This window comes from Psychrobacter sp. 16-MNA-CIBAN-0192 (assembly GCF_040309565.1).
Lineage (GTDB): Bacteria > Pseudomonadota > Gammaproteobacteria > Pseudomonadales > Moraxellaceae > Psychrobacter.
Genome location: NZ_JBEOOX010000001.1, coordinates 84,190 through 102,734, shown reverse-complemented (window position 1 = coordinate 102,734; position 18,545 = coordinate 84,190). Strand labels below are relative to the sequence as shown.

Here is an 18,545-nt window from a genome sequence, read left to right as displayed (position 1 = left end):
ATACTTATTACTTGATAATTGATTTAGCTGATAATACGTGCGCTACTGAACCAATAAGGAATTTTACCTACACTTAGCATTATCACAATTTTAAATTATGGGAAGTTATCATGTCGCCATTATCTATTACTTCTTTGCTTCCTACTATTGCCACTATTACCATTATTAGCCTAACCACTATAACTGGCGCACAAGCGGCTACTAATAACTCGCCTGTATTAACTGCTCAATCAGCGGTTCAGTCAGCAACAGACATGCCTATTCGTTTTGCTAAAGGTCAAATTAGTACCAAAATTACGGGTAAATTAAGCCCAAAACAAAACGAGCATTGGTATCAATTTAGCGCCGCAAAAGGTCAATACGCCATCATTAATATTACGCCACTAACCGGCACCACTGAGACCGCAAATGTTGGCGTCTTATATATGCCGGATGGCACTCAAGACGGTACTAAAGGCGGCATTATTTATCAAGGCTGCCTGCCAGCATCGGGCAAATATCGACTATGTATGGTACGTAACTTAATGGCAACTGACGGTAAAACAGCAGGCTATACGACCGAGATAATCATTTTGCCTAAATACGCCAGTCAGTCTCTGTGTGAATAAAATACCGATAAAGCGACGATAAGGTGTCGATACAAAAAATGTTACTATTTATATCAATTAACTACCGAGTATTTTCTTCTGATATATAGAGCTAAGCTCTTCTACTTCGACACAGATTTGCAATTGAGCGCGTCCTGATTGCGCGTCTGCTAATTTGTCTTCTATCGTTTTCATCAATAATTGCGCAAGACTATCGTGAATAGTAGCGTCACGCCCTGGCATCAATTTTAAATGCGCATAAATAAAGCCATGCATTTGCTCATCATCCTCAACACCTACCAAAAAAGTATTTACTGGCAATATACGCGCCTTAATATCAGTAGCTTGTTTAAAATATCCCGTATCCCAAAGCGCTTTATTTAACGTTTTGAGCAGTGATTCGGCATGAGGAATAGAAACGTTAGGCGTTGCTTGAATGGTTAAATGTGGCATAAAATTTATCCTTAGAATGGAAGCTATGAGAGTTATTAAGAGTACATGATTATCGATTTAATTATTTATTCTCACTATGAGTTACTATAAATCGCTATAAGTTGCTGTGAATCGATAGTTTTCAACTATCTGCAATATCTGCAAAATTAGCATTCAGAGTGGTCGCCAATTGCATTGGTGGTAGCTCAATCTCAAGCCCACGACGACCCGCGCTCACATAGATAGTCGCGCTATGCGCTGCCGAACTATCAATGACAGTCGATAAGCGCTTTTTTTGCCCTAATGGACTAACGCCACCTAGCACATAACCGGTGCTACGCTCGACTTGTTTGGGGTCTGCCATCTGTACCTTTTTGCAGCCCAGCGCCTTTGCCATTTTTTTTAAATTTAATGTGGTTGTTACGGGAACAATAGCAACCGCTAGCACGCCTGCCTCCGTTGCTACCACCAAGGTTTTAAATACTTGCTCACCTGCCACCGCTAATTTCTCAGCTGCTTCCAACCCATACGAAGCCGCACCTTCGTCATGCGTATACTCATGAAGCTGATAGGTAAGTTTACGTTGTTTGGCAAGATTAATAGCAGGCGTCATAATGTCTCACAATGAAGAAAAAGAGATGGATAATAACTCACAACGATGGTAATAAAATTTAGGCACAAGTAATTTTATTATTTTACGCAAAAAATTTGCGCAGTGAAACGTTTGGCTACGTAAGTGACTATAATATTCCGCTCAGATACGGAGGCGATATATCGCTTTATGCACTTTTATGGCATCATAAGGATATTATATTTCACAAAATTTGACTTCTTATTATGATACCGACGTTTCTAAAAAAGCGGATGTCTAAAGCCTCGACGCTATCTTCTGATACCGCTCTCAATAATAATACGCAAGCCGCTGATAGCCAAAAAATTGCACCGGCAACCTATACCAAAGCGCCAATCAATCAGCTGTATCGTAAGCTATCAGGGCAAGTCCTTGATGTGGCGGTTAAGCCAAAATTATTGGGCGAGCTGCCAGAGATTGCGACGGACGATGACACACTGACTTTTTATGTGCTGCAAGATTACTCACGTTCTAACAGTATCTTGATTGATTTGCAAACGCAAGAGTGTCAGTTGCCACCTGCATTGGTCGGGGTAACTGACCCTACTTATCAACTCGATGAAAATGCCGCGATAATATTTTTGCATCATCCAAAGGCAAAGGACAATCAGCTGTCACCGCGCTTATCACGCCTGGTTGCCGCCACGTTACAATATCCAGCGCTTAAGATTCGTCTCGTGCCCGTCTCGATTCTGTGGGGACGCGCCCCTGAAAAGGAAGATTCCTTATTCCGTCTGTTGATGACTGACGGCTGGGAAGACCCGACCATCACCAAGCAGTTATTTAATATTGGGGTGATGGGACGTGATACCTTTGTCCAGTTCCATGCACCGCAAGATTTGCGTCATCTGATTTATGAGAGTTTAGATTCAGATAACTCAGAAGTGCAAAACGATGTGCAAATTACAGCGCAAACCACAGATATTATTAATAGTTCTTTAGACAGCGTTAATATTAATACTAATGTTGCTAAAGAAGTTTTAGGTCATACGTTAGTGCCGTCCGCTGATGCCAATCGTGAATTGGTTCGCACATTGCAACATCAGTTAAATGTATATCTAGATAAGCAGCGTGCCAGTATGCTCGGTCCTGACTTGTCGGACAGACGCAATTTGGTCGACAAGCTAATTTACTCGCCAGCCATCAAACACGCGATAGAAAAAGAAGCCACGGCAACCGATAAGACTGTACGTGAGGCACGCAGTATTGCTAAAGGCTATGCTAATGAAATGGTCAATGATTACTCCTACCCTATTATCCGTATCTTTGATCGCTTTTTAACGTGGTTATGGACGCAGCTGTATGATGGCGTTGATGTCCATCATTTTGAACGCGTGCGTGAGCTGGCTATGGATCATGAGATTATTTATGTCCCGTGTCATCGTAGCCATGTCGATTATTTATTATTATCCTACGTGATTTATAAACGTGGTTTAAGCATCCCTTATATTGCCGCTGGTGATAACTTAGATGTGCCGGTATTGGGACCCTTTTTACGCGGTGCGGTAGCATTCTTTATTCGTCGTAGTTTCCGTGGTAATGCCCTTTATACTGCCGTTTTACGTGAATATTTGCATACCCTTATCACTCGAAAAACACCGATTGAATACTTTATTGAAGGGGGACGCTCGCGCTCAGGGCGCTTGCTACCACCGAAAATGGGCATGCTAGCAATGACCGTGCACAGCCAATTGCGCCAAACCGTTAAACCAGTGGTATTTATCCCCACCTATATCGGTTACGAGCGCATCATGGAGGGCGGCACCTATATCGGTGAGCTCAAAGGGAAACCTAAAGAGTCAGAGTCACTGATGGGGCTGCTCAAAGTCAGTCGTAAGATTGAGCGGATTTTTGGTAATGTGCATTTAAGCTTTGGTACACCGCTGCATTTAACCGACTTTATGACCAAGTTCGATGTGCCCGCAGACAGCTTACCGGATGACCGCACCGATACCCCACTTGATGCCAAAGCCAGCGCCATGGTCGATAATATCGGCATCAAAATTATGCAAAATATCAATAAGGCTGCGGTGGTCAATCCAGTATCGCTGTTATCTTTGGTATTATTATCTGCACCAAAAGCGGCGCTTGATGAGGCTATTTGCCGCGAGCAAATCGCCCTGTATCAGAATATTGCCCGCCAAATCCCTTATGCAGACGATACGGTGATTACCGATATGAGTCCGCAGGATATTATTAATTATGGTATTAAGCTCAAGCTGATTGAGCGCACGCCGCACATTTTAGGCGATATTATCCAAGTTGCTGGCAAGCAAGCAGCGCTGCTTAGTTATTTCCGTAATAATATTTTGCATGTATTTATTTTACTGTCTTTCTTAGCGGCACTTGTGGCACGCAACGGGCGTATCGAACGCAGTCGCTTGGATGGCATCGTCTCACAAATGTATCCGTTTTTACAAAGTGAGCTTTTTTTACACTATCCTTCTCACAACTTGACCGAAACGCTTGAGCAAAAAATAACCAATATGCAGGCGCATGGGCTGATTGTTGATCTCGGCGATGGCATATTGAGTGTTCCTGATGCCAATAGTCGCTGTTATCAGCAGCTTGAAGTATTGGCAACGCCAGTTGGACAAAGCCTTGAGCGTTATTTTATGACTTTAGCGCTCCTTGCCCAGCAAGGCTCCGGCAATTTAACGGCTGGTGAAGTGGTTGACTTGTGCCATTTGCTCGGTCAACGTTTATCGGTATTGTACGCCGATGATATTCCAGATTTCTTTGATCGGGCGCTGTTCTTAAGCTTTGTTAATGCGCTGATACGCTTGGATTATATCCAAACCGATGCAGAAACAGGTATGTTAACCTTTGATAAACGTATTGACGATATCGCCCACCATGCCAAGTACGTGCTCAGCCCGGATATGATGCAAATATTGCAACAAGTTGCAAGCTTGGATGAGGAAGCGATTGCACACGCCATGACTGAAATTAAAAATAAGAAACAGCGTAAATTTGGGCGTAAACGTTAATTAAAATAGTTATTAATTAGTATGAGTCTGCTTAATAAGACAGTAAACCCTAGCACCATAAAAAAGACCGCTAATCAATTAGCGGTCTTTTTTTATATTTTTATAGATGACTGACACTATAAGACTGAATTACTCAATCTTATAGTGCTCCAATTAGGTGGTAATTTTTTTATACTTCATACGCTTAGGATTGGCATCATCGCCCATCGTCTTTTTACGATAGGTTTCAAACTCAGAATAGTTACCATCAAACCATACCGGACCTTCATCTTCAAATGCCAAGATATGGGTAGCAATACGGTCAAGGAACCAGCGATCATGCGACACGACCATAACGGTACCTGGGAAGACTTGAATCGCATCTTCTAGCGCGCGCAAAGTCTCAATATCCAAATCGTTCGAGGGTTCATCAAGGAGCAATACGTTCGCGCCTTGCTTCAGCGTTTTGGCTAATTGTAAGCGGTTACGCTCACCACCAGACAATTGACCGACGTGCTTTTGTTGGTCTGAGCCTTTGAAGTTAAAGCGACCGATATACGCACGGCTTGGGGTGGTATAGTCGCCAACGGTAATGATATCAAGACCGTCAGAAATCTCTTCCCAAACCGTTTTACTGTCATCCAAGTTATCACGAACCTGACCAACATAGGCAACACTGACGCTTTCACCCAATTCAACGGTACCGGTATCTGGCGTATCACGTTCGGTAATCATGTTAAATAGTGTGGTTTTACCCGCACCATTGGGACCAATAATACCGACGATAGCACCCGCTGGGACATTAAAGCTCAGGTTTTCATACAATAAACGGTCGCCAAAGGACTTGGAGATATCATTGATTTCAATGACTTTATTGCCCAAACGCGGACCAGGCGGAATATAAATCTCAGAGGTCTCATTACGTTTTTGGAATTCTTGTGAGTTCAATTCTTCAAAACGCTGGACACGAGATTTAGACTTGGCTTGTTGGCCTTTTTTGTTGGTACGAATCCAATCCAGTTCTTTTTTCAGCGCTTTAGCAAATGACTCTTCTTGCTTATTCTGCTGCTCTAGACGAGTGTTCTTTTGCTCGAGCCACTCAGTATAGTTGCCCTCATACGGGTAGCCATGACCACGGTCAAGCTCCAAAATCCACTGGGCAACATTATCTAAGAAATAACGGTCATGGGTAATGGCAACGATTGTACCGCTATAATTCTGCAAGAACTGCTCTAACCATGCTACGGACTCAGCGTCCAAATGGTTGGTCGGTTCGTCAAGTAATAGCATGTCAGGGCGCGACAATAGCAAACGGCATAATGCTACTCGGCGTTTTTCACCACCGGATAATTTGCTAACATCAGCATCCCATGGTGGCAGACGTAAAGCATCAGCGGCTTTTTCTAGCTGATTGTTTAAGTTATGTGCATCCCAAGTTTGGATGATGTCTTCCATCTTACCTTGCTCTTCAGCAAGCTTATCGAAGTCCGCATCAGGCTCAGCGTATTCGGCATAAATAGCATCCAAACGAGCCAGCGCATCTAAGGCTTCACGCATACCATCTTCAACGTTGCCGCGCACGTCTTTGCTGTCATCAAGCTGCGGTTCCTGTGGTAAGTAACCCACTTTAGTACCAGTTTGCGCACGCGCCTCACCACTAAATTCAGTGTCTACGCCTGCCATAATGCGCAGCAAAGTAGATTTACCTGAACCATTGATACCCAAGACACCGATTTTTGCGCCAGGGAAAAAGGATAAATTAATATTTTTTAGAATCTCACGCTTAGGCGGAACAAGTTTTGACACGTTGTTCATCGTGTAGATATATTGAGCCATTAACACTCCGATAGACTGCATAAAAAAGGTCGAGACAGGACTGAGCGTGACTGCTAAGCCGCTAAACCTTAAAATCAGGGTTACAAATTGTCTGTCATTATCGCATTGTCGGGCAACCCCTGCAAGCTGACAGCGCGCTTTCCCGCTCGTTTTGCGCCTTTTGTATATAAACTGTCGTATAGGCATTTTTGCAGAATCACTTTTGCAGAGGAGTTGAGTGCTCGTATAAACATGGCACGCAAATAAGGCGGCGTTAACATTTTGGCTATCTACTCTTACCATCCGTCACTAGTAGCATTCGAGATAAATTGGCATACTGATTCACAGGCTTAGGCAGCCATCTGTTTATATAATTATTCCCTGTTTAAATAACCGTTTATCTTGAATAATTAGTAATTTAAACAGTCATGATAACTACTCAACTACAATAAAAATGATGATAAAAAAGGAGTTCTCTTATGAGTACCGAATCTGAACAATCAGAACCAACCATTACCCATCGTCCGGAAGCACAACGTTTTGATACTACTATTGATGGTCAGACTGGATATATCAGCTATCAAGAGCGCGATAACACCTTAATTTATGACCATACGATTGTGCCGCAATCACTGGGCGGACGCGGCGTTGGCTCAGCTTTGGTCAAGCACGCGCTAGATTTTGCACATGAGCACAATAAAAAAGTGATTCCGCAATGCTCTTTTGTCTCAGCATATATTAAGAAGCATCCTGAGTATCAAGATTTGCTATAATATCTACGCTACAAAGATTGCTAGTGTAGAGAAAAATACACTATATTTATCGCAGAATTTTTGAACTATTTTTACCACAACTGACTTATATTACCCGCCTATCCGTTTCACAGACTTGCTTATATGTTTATCAACAAATATATGGCAATATGTGCAACCTAGGTGGGTTTTTTGACCTATAGCGTAACTATAATTGATGCCATTTAGCGCTGTTATGGTTATTTTCCACAGAATTTTTAGGCAATTTTCATACAGTCATTACACAATAATAAAGGATATTGCTATGAGTAGTTTATCTCATCAACAAGTAGATTTGCAGTTAGAGGAATTGGCAGGCTGGGCGCGCGACGGTGATAGCATTGTTAAGACCTATCATTTTAGTGACTTTATTGAGGCAATTAGCTTTATGAATCAAGCCGCCTTTTATGCCGAAGCACTTGATCATCATCCTGAGTGGCGAAATATGTATAATGTCGTAGAAGTACGCTTAACCACTGGCGATACGGGCGGCATCACTAGCCATGATATTCGCCTAGCAAAACGGATGGAACATATCATTCAGCCTAAACGTTTATAGTCATTAATATTTTGAGCTATTACGAATGACTCTGTAACAATACAAATAGAGAATTGTTAAACCAAAAAATGTCCTCAATTGAGGACATTTTTTATACTGCTAAATTTTTGATTACGTTGACACTGCCACTCATGTAATTAAAAGTATTAGTATCAAATGCTACTTACATTTTGCGACCAACAAATGCCACAATAAATAAGATAACCGCAACCACTAAGAAGATATAAGCTAAGTTAGATGATAAGCCTGCGACTCCACCAAAACCTAGTAAACTTGCGATAAGCGCGATGACAGCAAAGATAATAGCCCAACGGAACATAGTGATTCTCCTCAGATCAATAATGTTAATACTTATTATGATTTACAATTTATTATTTAGAAAATTTTAATTCTTTTTATGAACAGTTCTTATTAACGCTTCTTATTGACAGTACAGTGGTTAGTGCACTGCGTCTTGCTTGTAGGATTAGAATAGCAAGCTTTAATTCTAACGTTCGTTCATTTTGGTAATAATCGCGCTACGTTGTGTAACCTATGTAGTGTTCTTACGTTGTTTGTGGCAAATTTGGTACGCTCAGTTACTTTAGCTTCGGTGAAAAATGGTCTATGCTTTTTTAATCTCTTTATTTTTCTAATCTCTCCATTTCTCATTAATAGTCTAAGTAACACTAATAATCTAAATAATTAGTATAAGTCCTTATTAATCGTGCTCTATTGACAGTAAAGGAAGCCATTATGTCTCACTCTTCAGATGCTACACATTCTTCAGAAAATAATAACTTTTTAGATAATAAGCTAGAACGCCTCTATACCCTTATTTTATATGGGGCTACCAGTTTTGTTGGGCAGATTACTGCGCGTTATTTGGCAGACTTTTTATCTGGGCAAGAACACCAAGATATTAAATGGGCAATTGCTGGTCGGAACTTAGACAAATTAGAGAAGCTGCAAGCTCAGATTATTGAAGAAAATGATGTAAAAATCGATATCATTATTGCCGACAGTGACGACGCTGTTAGTCTCGATAAGATGACTGCGCAGACTAAAGTCATGATTTCAACCGTAGGTCCCTATCTTAAATATGGCGAACCACTGATTAAATCCTGTGTGGAAAACGGTACTGATTATGTTGATCTGACCGGTGAGGCAATTTTTATTAAAGATATGCTGGATAAATATCAGCATCAGGCGCAGCAGAGTGGCGCACGTATTGTCAATTCATGTGGTTTTGACTCAATCCCATCGGATTTGGGTGTTTATTTTACCCAACAGCAGAGTGAAGCGAATTTTAATACTCCTTGTGACACGATTCACATGCGCGTTAAAGCTGCTAAAGGCGGTTTATCCGGTGGTACGCTTGCCTCGATGGCGACTATTTTTGAAGAAGTTGGACAGAATAAAGCACGACGACAGCAACTTTCCAACCCTTACCTATTGAATAACGATAATAATGCGCCAAATGTGCGCCAAGATAATATCAATAAGCCGCAGTATGATACTAAGCACGGGCGTTGGTTGGCACCCTTTATCATGGCAACTATCAATACTCGTATCGTCCATCGTAGCAATCAATTATTGAGCTATGAATACGGTCGTGAGTTTAAGTACGATGAGGCTATGTGGATGCAAGATGGCGTTAAAGGTCAACTAATCAGTTATGGCATGAGCGCAGGCATACTGGGGTTTGTCACTGCGATGACGTTTAAGCGCAGCCGCGAATTTCTCTCCAATCATGTATTAACCAAATCTGGCGATGGACCTTCTAAGTCTGAACAAGATAATGGCTATTTTGATTTGCGTTTCTTTGGTAAAACAACGAACAATGAGACTATTGCAACTAAAGTAACGGGGAATAAAGACCCTGGCTATGGCAGTACGTCACAAATGCTGGCACAAGCAGCGCTTTGCTTAGCAGAAGATATTTCTAAGAATGATATCAAAGGCGGATTTTGGACGCCAGCATCTGCGATGGGAGACAAGTTAATAGAGCGCTTAAAAAATCATGCTGGGATTACTTTTGAGGTGATTGAAAGTCAACACGCTAGCTAACGGCTAAATCAGTTATGTAACGTGATATCTACTAATACGTCCTAAAACATATTATTCTTAAGCACTCATTAAATAAAAAATCAGTTCTTGATACAGTATTAGCCGTATTCTTGATAACAAGATGCGGTTTTTTATTGTCTGAATTTCATTACTAATTATCTAAATGTTAAGAAAGTATAAGAAAATTCCATTTTAAGTCAATCACATTGCTAAATATGTCTTTACCGGTATTCTTAGGTAAGTATTCTTTTTATATTGTTACATTGATTATTGGGTAGTTGATACGATGATTTCTAATATCATAACTATGAAATCTATTCTTATTTTGCTTCCTGTTTCTTATAGCTTTCTGTTTTTTATAAACGATAAGTAAAAATGTCTGATAAACATGCATATTAAAACGTATATCGCTATCAAAGGCAGTAGCAAATTTTTTAAATAGTAAGGATTAATTGTAAGACAATGATAACAACATGATTACAGCACTTTCGCAATCTCACACAAAAGCATCAAGCTGTTAGAATATTAATTTATGTGCTACTGAAATTCTAAGGTTTTAATTGCTACTCTGAGCTTCCAAATTTCTAACTAACATCTGTAATCGACTCAAAGTTTTATAAGTTCCTTTTGTCGTACCAATCATGACAATCACAATAGTGGTTATCGTGAATAGTGGTTATCGTGATTTTATTTTAACTATATGTATTGTGTTAGCTATACTAAATACATATTTTTGAAATTATAAACAAATTTGAACTTCATAAAATAATGATGAAAGTTAGTATAATTTAGTCCTAAATAGATTCTGTAAATCAAGGAATGCATTGCATGAAAAATCGTATATTACCTTTGTCATTAGTTATTGGCGCGGCACTTACTCTTCCAAGTTTAGCCATGGCAGCACCTGCTAAACCTAAGCCTGTAACTGCGAAAACTGTGGCGGCAAAAGCTGTGGCTGCTGATAATACCATTCAAACTGACATTGACAATACCGATGGCAAACTTGCATCAATCAAATCGAGTGCGGTAGAAATTAGTGAAACGAAAACTTTTTCTCGTTCACGCGTTAATAACAATCTTGGTCAGCAACCAATGACTACTGAGATAAAAGCGCCAAACGGTCAAGAGCCAATGACTACTGAAATAAAAGCGCCAGCTGAAGCCTTACAAGACCAAGAGTTACAAACAACTGAAATAATATCTGAAGATCCTGTTCTAGATGCACCAGAAGATTCAGAAGAAGACCTATAAGTAAGTACTTAAACAACCGTACTAAGGCGATGAGTGTTTTAAATACGATTATTAAGAATAGTTATTAAAAATAAAACCAGCATATTTGATTTAACAAAAAAGGCAGCCTAACGGCTGCCTTTTTATGACTATTTATAACACAAATTTTATAACACAAAGTCTTATTTCTTAGCTTTAGTCACGCCTGCTTCTTGCAATAGCGCACCAAGCGTCCCCATTTTACTAGGCTCTGGCTTGTTAGACTGCGGTGCTTTACTGCGATTGGTATTCGCGCTTGCATTGCCTTTATCATCTCTATCTTGACGCTGCGGACGCGGTGCAGAACGGCGCTTCTCGTTATCTGCATTGCCTGTATTAGGACGATTGCTGCGTGGACGGCTTACTTTGTCATCCTTATTGCTCGTATTGTCTGTTGCCGGTTTCGCAGCAGTACGTGCTGGTTTTTCAGATTCCGGCTTCATGCTAAAGCCAATACGTCCACGCGCCTCATCAATACTAATGACCCGAACAGAGATAATATCACCTGGTTTCACGCGATTCATCGGATCAGCGACAAAGTCATTTGCCATTTGTGAGATATGTACCAAACCGTCTTGATGAACGCCAACATCAACGAAGCAACCAAAGGCAGTCACGTTAGTCACCACACCTTCTAAAGTCATGCCCTCAGACAAATCTTTAATGCTATTGACATCATCACGGAAGGTAGCTGTTTTAAACTCAGGACGTGGATCACGTGCAGGTTTAGCAAGTTCTTCGATGATGGCTTTTACGCTCACATTGTCATCATTAGCTGCTAATGCAGTGGTATCGATAGTATTTAGCACGCCATCATTACCCAATACTTCGCTTAATGCTTTGCCCGTTTGAGCAATTAAGCTATCGACCAAGGCATAGCTTTCTGGATGCACACCAGTTGCGTCAAGAGGATTGCTACCATCATGGATGCGTAAAAATCCTGCGGCTTGCTCAAAGGTTTTAGCGCCCAAGCGTGGCACGTCTTTCAATGCTTCACGGCTAGCAAAAGCACCATGCTCTTTACGATAACTGACGATTTGCTGAGCGACATTGCGATTCAAGCCAGCAATGTGAGCTAGGATAGCAGGGCTGGCAGTATTCACATCAACACCAACCGCATTTACACTATCTTGAGTGACTTTATCAAGGCTATCAGCAAGCTGGGTTTGATTCACATCATGTTGATATTGACCGACACCAATGGCTTTTGGATCAACTTTTACCAATTCAGATAATGGGTCTTGCAAACGACGGGCGATAGAAACCGCGCCACGTACCGACACATCCATATCACCAAGCTCATCGCTGGCAAGCTCGCTGGCTGAATAAACAGACGCACCAGATTCATTAACGATAACGGCTTTGGCTTTTAGAGCTTCATTTGCTGCCAAGATTTCTTTAATCATCGCGTCCGTTTCGCGACTTGCCGTACCATTACCAATGGCGACCAAATCAACATTATAAGTGCTGAGTAAGCTGTCGATAACGGCTTTGGCTTCCGTCATTTTGTTATCTGGGGCAAATGGATAAACGGTTGCGACAACTGGCTTGTCAGCACTATCAAGCATGACATGACCTTGCGCATCGACAATCGCCATCTTAACGCCATGACGAATACCGGGGTCAACACCCAAAATTACTTTGCGACCTGCAGGTGCTGACATCAGCAAATGCTGTAAATTATTGGCGAACACATCAATCGCATCAGACTCAGCGGTCAGACGTTTTTCAGTCAATAGACGATGTTCAATATGCGGACGCCATTTGTCTTTCCAAAGACTGGTTGCAGCTTCCGTTAAAAATTCACGACGCGCATCCGGGGCTTTGGCATCAATATCAAAATGTTTGGCAATTTTTGCAATAAAGGGGGCATCTTCGCCTTCAATTTTAAGACCCAAGACGTTTTCTTGGCGACCGCGTAACATGGCTAACAGACGATGATTCGGCAAACGCGCAAGGCTTTCGCTGTGTTCAAAGTAATCTTTGAACTTCTCGCCCACTTCGCGTTTTTCATCGCTGGCAACGGTTGATACAATAGTTGCCGTTTTAGCAAAACCGCTACGTAAGTTGTCCAATAAACCAAGCGCTTGCGTCCAGTCGTCAACAATAATGGCTTGTACGCCCGCCAGTTGCTTGTCGATATCGCTGAAATCAACCTCAATCTCATTACCGTTATCATCAGTAATGGTCGCTGGTGCTTGATAACCTGCCAGCGCTTCGATTGGGGTAATATCTTGCGTTAATACAGCTTGAGCGGCGTTATCTAAGCCTGCGGCGCGTGCTTTTGCAGCTGGTGAGCGGCGGCGCGGACGATACGGCAAGTAAATGTCTTCAAGCTCAAGCTTAGAGGTCGCCTTGTCGATACGGCTTTGTAGCTCATCGGTCATATTACCTTGAGTGCTCAGCAGCTCAGTAATTTTAAGGCGGCGCGTTGCCATATCGCGTTCATAATTAAGCGATTTTTCCAGCGCGCGCAATTGAGCATCGTCGAGATTTTGTGTTTTCTCTTTACGATAACGGGCAATAAAGGGCACGGTTGCGCCGTCATCGTAGAGGGTGACAAATGCGTTAACTTGAGCAGACGTAATGCCAAGCGCGCGAGCAAGTTTGTCTGAGATATTCGCGTGTGTCGTTGCGTCCAAGCCCTGTGCTTTTGTTGGGGCTTGAGAAGACGTTTGGGTATCAGTGCTACTCATATACGTATCTATCGTTGAGAAATGGTGTTTGGCATTATAGCAAAAGCTGCATGAATAGAAATCCTTTTTATCTCTTACGTGATTATCTCTATTTTTAGGCTATCAATCCTATCAGTTCACGCTCTTAACTTACTAAGCTAATTGCACACAGCGCTTTGGTAAACAAACACCTACAGCATTTATACCTGCAAGTGATGCAATTATTGTTACAATCTTATACACTAAAGCGGTGGCGCTAAAAACATGACAATCAAAAAAGCCGTTGCACAAAAGTTGTGATAAAAACATAAAAATCATTGACCGTTACTTTTACTCTGTTAAGAATACGGATTGACGATATTACTATTCATGATAATACTGTTCATTAAAGGATATCTGCATGACTGATAATAAAAGCTCAGACACCATGACTCAGCGTATTTTAGTGGTCGATGATGACGCACGTCTGCGTTCATTGCTCCAACGCTTCCTAGAAGATGATGGCTTTGTCGTTCGTACCGCACATGATGGCGCGCAGATGGACAAGCTCATGCAGCGCGAATTGTTCTCTTTGGTCGTGCTTGATTTGATGCTACCGGGTGAAGATGGCATCAGTATCTGTAAGCGCTTGCGTGAAGACAATGGCGACATTCCCATCATTATGCTGACAGCGAAAGGTGGCGATGCCGACCGTATTGCCGGTTTGGAGGCAGGCGCGGATGATTACTTGCCAAAACCGTTTAATCCAAAAGAGTTGCTTGCACGTATTAAAGCAGTACTGCGTCGCCAAAATCGCGAGTTACCTGGCGCACCAAGTTATCAGTTAGAAGTGGTTGAATTTGGACCATGGACGCTGGATTTATCAACGCGGACGTTAAAACGTGATGGCAGTGTGGTCACGTTGACGACGGGTGAATTTTCGGTATTAAAAGCGCTGGTACAACATCCACGCGAACCATTAACCCGTGATAAGTTGATGAACTTAGCACGTGGTCGCGAATGGGGTGCGATGGAGCGCTCAATTGACGTACAAGTCTCACGCTTGCGCCGCTTGGTTGAAGACAATCCATCACAAGCGCGCTATATCCAAACCGTATGGGGCGTGGGTTATGTGTTCGTTCCTGATGCCGATGCGGACGCTACGGTAGCAAGCGTCACTCCTGAATAATTAGGTTAAAAGGGTTGTGTTGCAAGGCTTGACGCACGCTCAAGCACTGCAACACAACCCTTATTCATTAAGCACTTATCTCTTATGACCATATCCTCAATGATTCAAAACGTACCCTGCACGCTTGTGACAGGGTTTTTAGGTGCGGGTAAAACCACTTTAATTAATCAGTTGCTTAGTACCAAGACTATAGGCGCACGCTGGGCGTTACTGATTAATGAGTTTGGGCGCATTGGTATCGATGGCGCATTGCTGACCCAGGATAATAGCGACCAGCAAGATATTGCCATTAGCGAAGTCAGTGGCGGCTGTATCTGTTGTACCAGTCAATTGCCGCTACAAATTGCCCTTAGCCGATTACTGAGTGAGCATCGCCCACAGCGGCTAATCATTGAGCCAACAGGGCTTGCGCATCCGCGCGAGCTGTTACGCCAGCTGAGCGAACCACATTGGCAAACCGCGCTTAATATGCAAGCAGTAATAGCGGTACTAAGCGCCGTACAGTGGCAAAATCCGAAATATCGTGACCATGAGGGTTTTCAGGCGCATATCTGTGCAGCAGATGTTATAGTCATTAATCGTTATAAGCAGTTAAGTGCCACTTGCCAGCAAGAAATGCAAGCATGGATAACCGAATTAAACCCGCAAGCACAATTAATTTGGGCACAACTTCCTGAAGCATCTGAGACAGCGTTATTGAAATCAATAACCGATAAGCTCACCCGACAACTCAATACTTCCAGCCAAATATTAAGTCAGCAAACGGGCAGTCTTAGCCACTCTCGTATCCGTCTACAGCCGCCAATGCAGTTGCTAACACCTAAAACTAGCGCAATAAGCACTGATATTGTTCAGGATGAGACGCTACCGTATCGCTACCATGATAGTCAGCAAGGTATATTTCAACAGAACATGACGGTAGGTGGCTGGCGCCTACCGGCAGAGTGGGTATTTGATGCTGATGCCCTTCAGCAGTGGCTGTTAGCATTACCAGAGTGGCAACGGATAAAAGGCGTTGTAAATACTTCTGATGGCTGGTTGCAGCTTAACTTTACGCCTGACAGCTTGTCGACAGCAACGACCAGCGCCCAAGTCGATAGCCGCTTAGAAATTATATTGTTAAGTAAAAAAGGCAGCGATACCAGTGTAGAAAAAACCACAAATGATAAAAACCAACCTCAAGAAAGCCAAGAAAATCGGGCAATATGGGATGACGAATTGATGGCGCTCATTCTTTAACTTTAAAACTTGTTCCCTAGAAAGTCATAAAAAAAATTATAAATTTATTCGAAAAAAAGGCTAACATTATCATCTAATGTTAGCCTTTTTTATTGAGCATCTTTTAATTTAGCAATAAACACTGGTTGCTTATAAATACTAGCGCAACTGACTGTCCTTACTGCCACGGCGATTAAATAGCTCGGCAGCTTTTGCTTCTTGCTCAAGCTCTATCTGACAGCGTACACAATGCTGGACACCGGGTAACGCTAAGCGTCGCGCTTCGGCAATCGGCTCACCGCACTCATCGCAAAATTCTGCACTATCGCCACTCGGTATCGCTCGCCGTGCACGCTCTAGCGCATCATTAACCGTGGCATCCATTTGCTCGTGCTCAGCCCCATCTCTTGACCACCCACCTGCCATAATTTATCCTTTTTCTTTTATTAACTACTTATTATTAATCGTATAAAGTACTTTAAGAACAAATAGATGGGGCTAAATAATAGTTATTTCAATAGGCAAGCGCTTAACTTGATATTAATAATTATATCATTCTACTCAACGTTGCCAGCCTTCAGTTTTCATGATTTTTTGCGCTTTTTCTGTGATTAGAAAGTCGAGAAAACCTTGGGTTTGAGGATCTGCCTTTGGTGATATAACAACGTTCAGATCGCGCCAGATTACTCGGTCAGCATCTATATAGACCATATCCATATCTTTAGCATTGTTAATAGGCCATTCTGGCCACGTTAACCAAGCATCTGCCTTCTTTTCCTTAAATGCTTTGAAGCTAGCTCCAGAACCTAGCGAATACGATACGATATTTTTTCGAAAACGAGCAACATCGCTTAAGCGGCCTTTGCGACCTGCAACATCTTCCCAAGTGCCATTTCCAGATGTGTTGTATATACTTTTACCATCGGTAACTACTATTGAGATGTCTTTTGCCAATAAGTCATCAAATCCACGTATTTTTTTAGGATTTCCTTTTTGTACTGCTATGACAGTTGGGCGAATATATATAGGTGTCACTTTCTCATGATCAAAAGTTTTATACGTTTCAAGAAAGGCAGTCATTGATAGCTCAGAAGTTCCCCACAGAGCGTCTGCATCGGCTTGCGCAGCAGCAGACCAACGGCTCTCAGGGCCCGCCACGATCTCTACTTTAGTTCCACCTTGCTTTTCCCATAAATCTGCCACTTTTCTCAAAGCGGTATGCGGTCCGCCCGCACCATATAACTTAATAATGCCATCTTTAGGTTTATGCACTATGGATGGATCAAAAAGTGCTGTCTGAGCAACAGCTGAAGTGCAACCCAGTAGAATGCAGGCAAAAGAGATAATTTTTTTCATTGATACTGTCCTCAATTGAAACTATTAATAGTTCTCACTAAAAATGAAGTAACTAACATTTTAATACGATACCTAGTCAGACTATATCGCTAAACAAGTTACTGCCATACTGGTAAGAACTACCCACATCAGTTTGATTCATTATTTCTATCTAAGCGGTAACGACACTTTATGACTAGTGTTTTGGTTGTAGCGCCACTACTTGCCCGCGCACATCAATACTTGCATCAGTCATCAAACACACATAACCTGCCATAATCTCTTCAGGGGTTTTAAGGGTCATTGGGTCTTCGCCCGGAAACGCATGAGCGCGCATGTTAGAACGCGTACCGCCCGGATTGATACAGTTAAAGCGCAAATTGGTGGTATTTCTGGTCTCTTGAGTGAAAATATCACTCATGCCTTCTACGGCTTGTTTTGATAAAGCATAAGCACCCCAAAAGGCACGTGGATGCGTGCCAACTGTGCTGGTGGTAAAGACAATAGAACCGTGCGCAGCATCTTTGAGCAGCGGTAACAGTGCTTGGGTTAGCATAAAGGTTGCCGTAGTATTGACATGCATAACCTTCGCAAAAATATCAACATCGTACATCTCAAGCGGTGTCAGTGCGCCTAATAAACCAGCATTATGCAAGATGCCATCGAGCTGTCCGACTTCTTTAACAATCAGCCCTTCTAACTGCTGCATCTCCGCATAACTGGCTTTTTCAAGATCCATTGGCAACACCGCTGGCTGCTTGCCGCCCATGCTTTCGATTTCATCATAAACCGCTTCTAGCTTACTCACGGTACGCCCAAGTAACAGCACAGTTGCGCCATAGCGCGCATAGGTCAATGCCGCCACGCGCCCGATGCCATCCCCGGCGCCCGTGACTAAGATAGTTTTGCCGTCTAGACACTGCTCAGCTGGGACAAAGTTACGAATGGCTTCATGGGTTAAGGCTTGATTAGAAGGATTGCTGTTGTTCATGGTAAGACTCACTACGGATGGTTTAGTACGGTTTTTTAAAAACTTAGCGTAAAGGT

General features: G+C 42.3%; 16 protein-coding genes. 8 read left to right on the top strand and 8 right to left on the bottom strand.

Annotated features, from left to right (window positions below):
• The first annotated feature begins 110 nt into the window (after positions 1-110).
• Entirely contained in the window at positions 111-608 is a 498-nt protein-coding gene (locus AAEY78_RS00435; RefSeq protein WP_352336374.1) for a hypothetical protein, read from the top strand.
• Positions 609-665: 57 nt separating this feature from the next.
• On the opposite strand, the gene AAEY78_RS00430 is transcribed toward AAEY78_RS00435, so the two are convergent.
• Positions 666-1,040: a 5-carboxymethyl-2-hydroxymuconate Delta-isomerase gene (locus tag AAEY78_RS00430; protein WP_352336372.1), complete on the bottom strand. Its 375-nt coding sequence runs from the start codon at positions 1,038-1,040 to the stop codon at positions 666-668.
• A 121-nt stretch (positions 1,041-1,161) separates the two neighbouring features.
• On the bottom strand, positions 1,162-1,632 hold the full coding sequence (ybaK, locus tag AAEY78_RS00425; RefSeq protein ID WP_352336370.1) for a Cys-tRNA(Pro) deacylase: 471 nt from the start codon (positions 1,630-1,632) through the stop codon (positions 1,162-1,164).
• Positions 1,633-1,856: 224 nt separating this feature from the next.
• Here ybaK and plsB point away from each other — a divergent pair, with 224 nt between their 5' ends.
• On the top strand, positions 1,857-4,640 hold the full coding sequence (plsB, locus tag AAEY78_RS00420; protein WP_352336368.1) for a glycerol-3-phosphate 1-O-acyltransferase PlsB: 2,784 nt from the start codon (positions 1,857-1,859) through the stop codon (positions 4,638-4,640).
• Positions 4,641-4,793: 153 nt separating this feature from the next.
• Here plsB and ettA read toward each other — a convergent pair whose 3' ends face one another.
• Positions 4,794-6,455, bottom strand: coding sequence for an energy-dependent translational throttle protein EttA (ettA, locus tag AAEY78_RS00415; protein WP_352336367.1), 1,662 nt, complete (start codon positions 6,453-6,455; stop codon positions 4,794-4,796).
• A gap of 458 nt (positions 6,456-6,913) precedes the next feature.
• On the opposite strand from ettA, the gene AAEY78_RS00410 reads away from it, so the two are divergent.
• Positions 6,914-7,207: a GNAT family N-acetyltransferase gene (locus tag AAEY78_RS00410; protein WP_352336366.1), complete on the top strand. Its 294-nt coding sequence runs from the start codon at positions 6,914-6,916 to the stop codon at positions 7,205-7,207.
• A 283-nt stretch (positions 7,208-7,490) separates the two neighbouring features.
• A complete protein-coding gene (locus AAEY78_RS00405) occupies positions 7,491-7,784 on the top strand; it encodes a 4a-hydroxytetrahydrobiopterin dehydratase (RefSeq protein WP_352336364.1) in 294 nt (97 codons plus the stop codon).
• 163 nt (positions 7,785-7,947) lie between these two features.
• On the opposite strand, the gene AAEY78_RS00400 is transcribed toward AAEY78_RS00405, so the two are convergent.
• Positions 7,948-8,103, bottom strand: coding sequence for a DUF1328 domain-containing protein (locus AAEY78_RS00400; RefSeq protein ID WP_025646712.1), 156 nt, complete (start codon positions 8,101-8,103; stop codon positions 7,948-7,950).
• 416 nt (positions 8,104-8,519) lie between these two features.
• Between AAEY78_RS00400 and AAEY78_RS00395 the strand changes: the two genes are divergently transcribed.
• Entirely contained in the window at positions 8,520-9,833 is a 1,314-nt protein-coding gene (locus tag AAEY78_RS00395) for a saccharopine dehydrogenase family protein (protein WP_352336363.1), read from the top strand.
• 828 nt (positions 9,834-10,661) lie between these two features.
• Entirely contained in the window at positions 10,662-11,084 is a 423-nt protein-coding gene (locus tag AAEY78_RS00390; protein ID WP_352336361.1) for a hypothetical protein, read from the top strand.
• A gap of 161 nt (positions 11,085-11,245) precedes the next feature.
• Here AAEY78_RS00390 and AAEY78_RS00385 read toward each other — a convergent pair whose 3' ends face one another.
• On the bottom strand, positions 11,246-13,798 hold the full coding sequence (locus tag AAEY78_RS00385) for a Tex family protein (RefSeq protein ID WP_352336359.1): 2,553 nt from the start codon (positions 13,796-13,798) through the stop codon (positions 11,246-11,248).
• A gap of 379 nt (positions 13,799-14,177) precedes the next feature.
• On the opposite strand from AAEY78_RS00385, the gene ompR reads away from it, so the two are divergent.
• Both ompR and AAEY78_RS00375 read left to right on the top strand, forming a co-directional pair.
• Positions 14,178-14,945 (top strand): osmolarity response regulator transcription factor OmpR, encoded by a 768-nt coding sequence (ompR, locus tag AAEY78_RS00380; RefSeq protein ID WP_352336357.1) that lies wholly within the window; start codon positions 14,178-14,180, stop codon positions 14,943-14,945.
• An 84-nt stretch (positions 14,946-15,029) separates the two neighbouring features.
• Positions 15,030-16,184: a CobW family GTP-binding protein gene (locus tag AAEY78_RS00375; protein ID WP_352336356.1), complete on the top strand. Its 1,155-nt coding sequence runs from the start codon at positions 15,030-15,032 to the stop codon at positions 16,182-16,184.
• Between the two features lie 138 nt (positions 16,185-16,322).
• Here AAEY78_RS00375 and AAEY78_RS00370 read toward each other — a convergent pair whose 3' ends face one another.
• The 3 genes from AAEY78_RS00370 to AAEY78_RS00360 form a co-directional block, all read right to left on the bottom strand.
• Positions 16,323-16,589, bottom strand: coding sequence for a DksA/TraR family C4-type zinc finger protein (locus tag AAEY78_RS00370; RefSeq protein ID WP_352336354.1), 267 nt, complete (start codon positions 16,587-16,589; stop codon positions 16,323-16,325).
• Between the two features lie 135 nt (positions 16,590-16,724).
• Entirely contained in the window at positions 16,725-17,519 is a 795-nt protein-coding gene (locus AAEY78_RS00365; protein WP_352336352.1) for a substrate-binding domain-containing protein, read from the bottom strand.
• Between the two features lie 175 nt (positions 17,520-17,694).
• Positions 17,695-18,489: a YciK family oxidoreductase gene (locus tag AAEY78_RS00360; protein WP_352336350.1), complete on the bottom strand. Its 795-nt coding sequence runs from the start codon at positions 18,487-18,489 to the stop codon at positions 17,695-17,697.
• Positions 18,490-18,545 lie beyond the last annotated feature (56 nt).

Bases quoted from the DNA above. Each gene is read 5' to 3' on its own strand.
- AAEY78_RS00410 (WP_352336366.1), top strand. From the start codon at position 6,914: ATGAGTACCGAATCTGAACAATCAGAACCAACCATTACCCATCGTCCG.
- plsB (WP_352336368.1), top strand. From the start codon at position 1,857: ATGATACCGACGTTTCTAAAAAAGCGGATGTCTAAAGCCTCGACGCTA.
- ompR (WP_352336357.1), top strand. From the start codon at position 14,178: ATGACTGATAATAAAAGCTCAGACACCATGACTCAGCGTATTTTAGTG.
- ybaK (WP_352336370.1), bottom strand. From the start codon at position 1,632: ATGACGCCTGCTATTAATCTTGCCAAACAACGTAAACTTACCTATCAG.
- AAEY78_RS00395 (WP_352336363.1), top strand. From the start codon at position 8,520: ATGTCTCACTCTTCAGATGCTACACATTCTTCAGAAAATAATAACTTT.
- AAEY78_RS00370 (WP_352336354.1), bottom strand. From the start codon at position 16,589: ATGGCAGGTGGGTGGTCAAGAGATGGGGCTGAGCACGAGCAAATGGAT.
- AAEY78_RS00390 (WP_352336361.1), top strand. From the start codon at position 10,662: ATGAAAAATCGTATATTACCTTTGTCATTAGTTATTGGCGCGGCACTT.
- AAEY78_RS00365 (WP_352336352.1), bottom strand. From the start codon at position 17,519: ATGAAAAAAATTATCTCTTTTGCCTGCATTCTACTGGGTTGCACTTCA.
- AAEY78_RS00375 (WP_352336356.1), top strand. From the start codon at position 15,030: ATGACCATATCCTCAATGATTCAAAACGTACCCTGCACGCTTGTGACA.
- AAEY78_RS00385 (WP_352336359.1), bottom strand. From the start codon at position 13,798: ATGAGTAGCACTGATACCCAAACGTCTTCTCAAGCCCCAACAAAAGCA.
- AAEY78_RS00400 (WP_025646712.1), bottom strand. From the start codon at position 8,103: ATGTTCCGTTGGGCTATTATCTTTGCTGTCATCGCGCTTATCGCAAGT.
- AAEY78_RS00360 (WP_352336350.1), bottom strand. From the start codon at position 18,489: ATGAACAACAGCAATCCTTCTAATCAAGCCTTAACCCATGAAGCCATT.
- ettA (WP_352336367.1), bottom strand. From the start codon at position 6,455: ATGGCTCAATATATCTACACGATGAACAACGTGTCAAAACTTGTTCCG.
- AAEY78_RS00405 (WP_352336364.1), top strand. From the start codon at position 7,491: ATGAGTAGTTTATCTCATCAACAAGTAGATTTGCAGTTAGAGGAATTG.
- AAEY78_RS00435 (WP_352336374.1), top strand. From the start codon at position 111: ATGTCGCCATTATCTATTACTTCTTTGCTTCCTACTATTGCCACTATT.
- AAEY78_RS00430 (WP_352336372.1), bottom strand. From the start codon at position 1,040: ATGCCACATTTAACCATTCAAGCAACGCCTAACGTTTCTATTCCTCAT.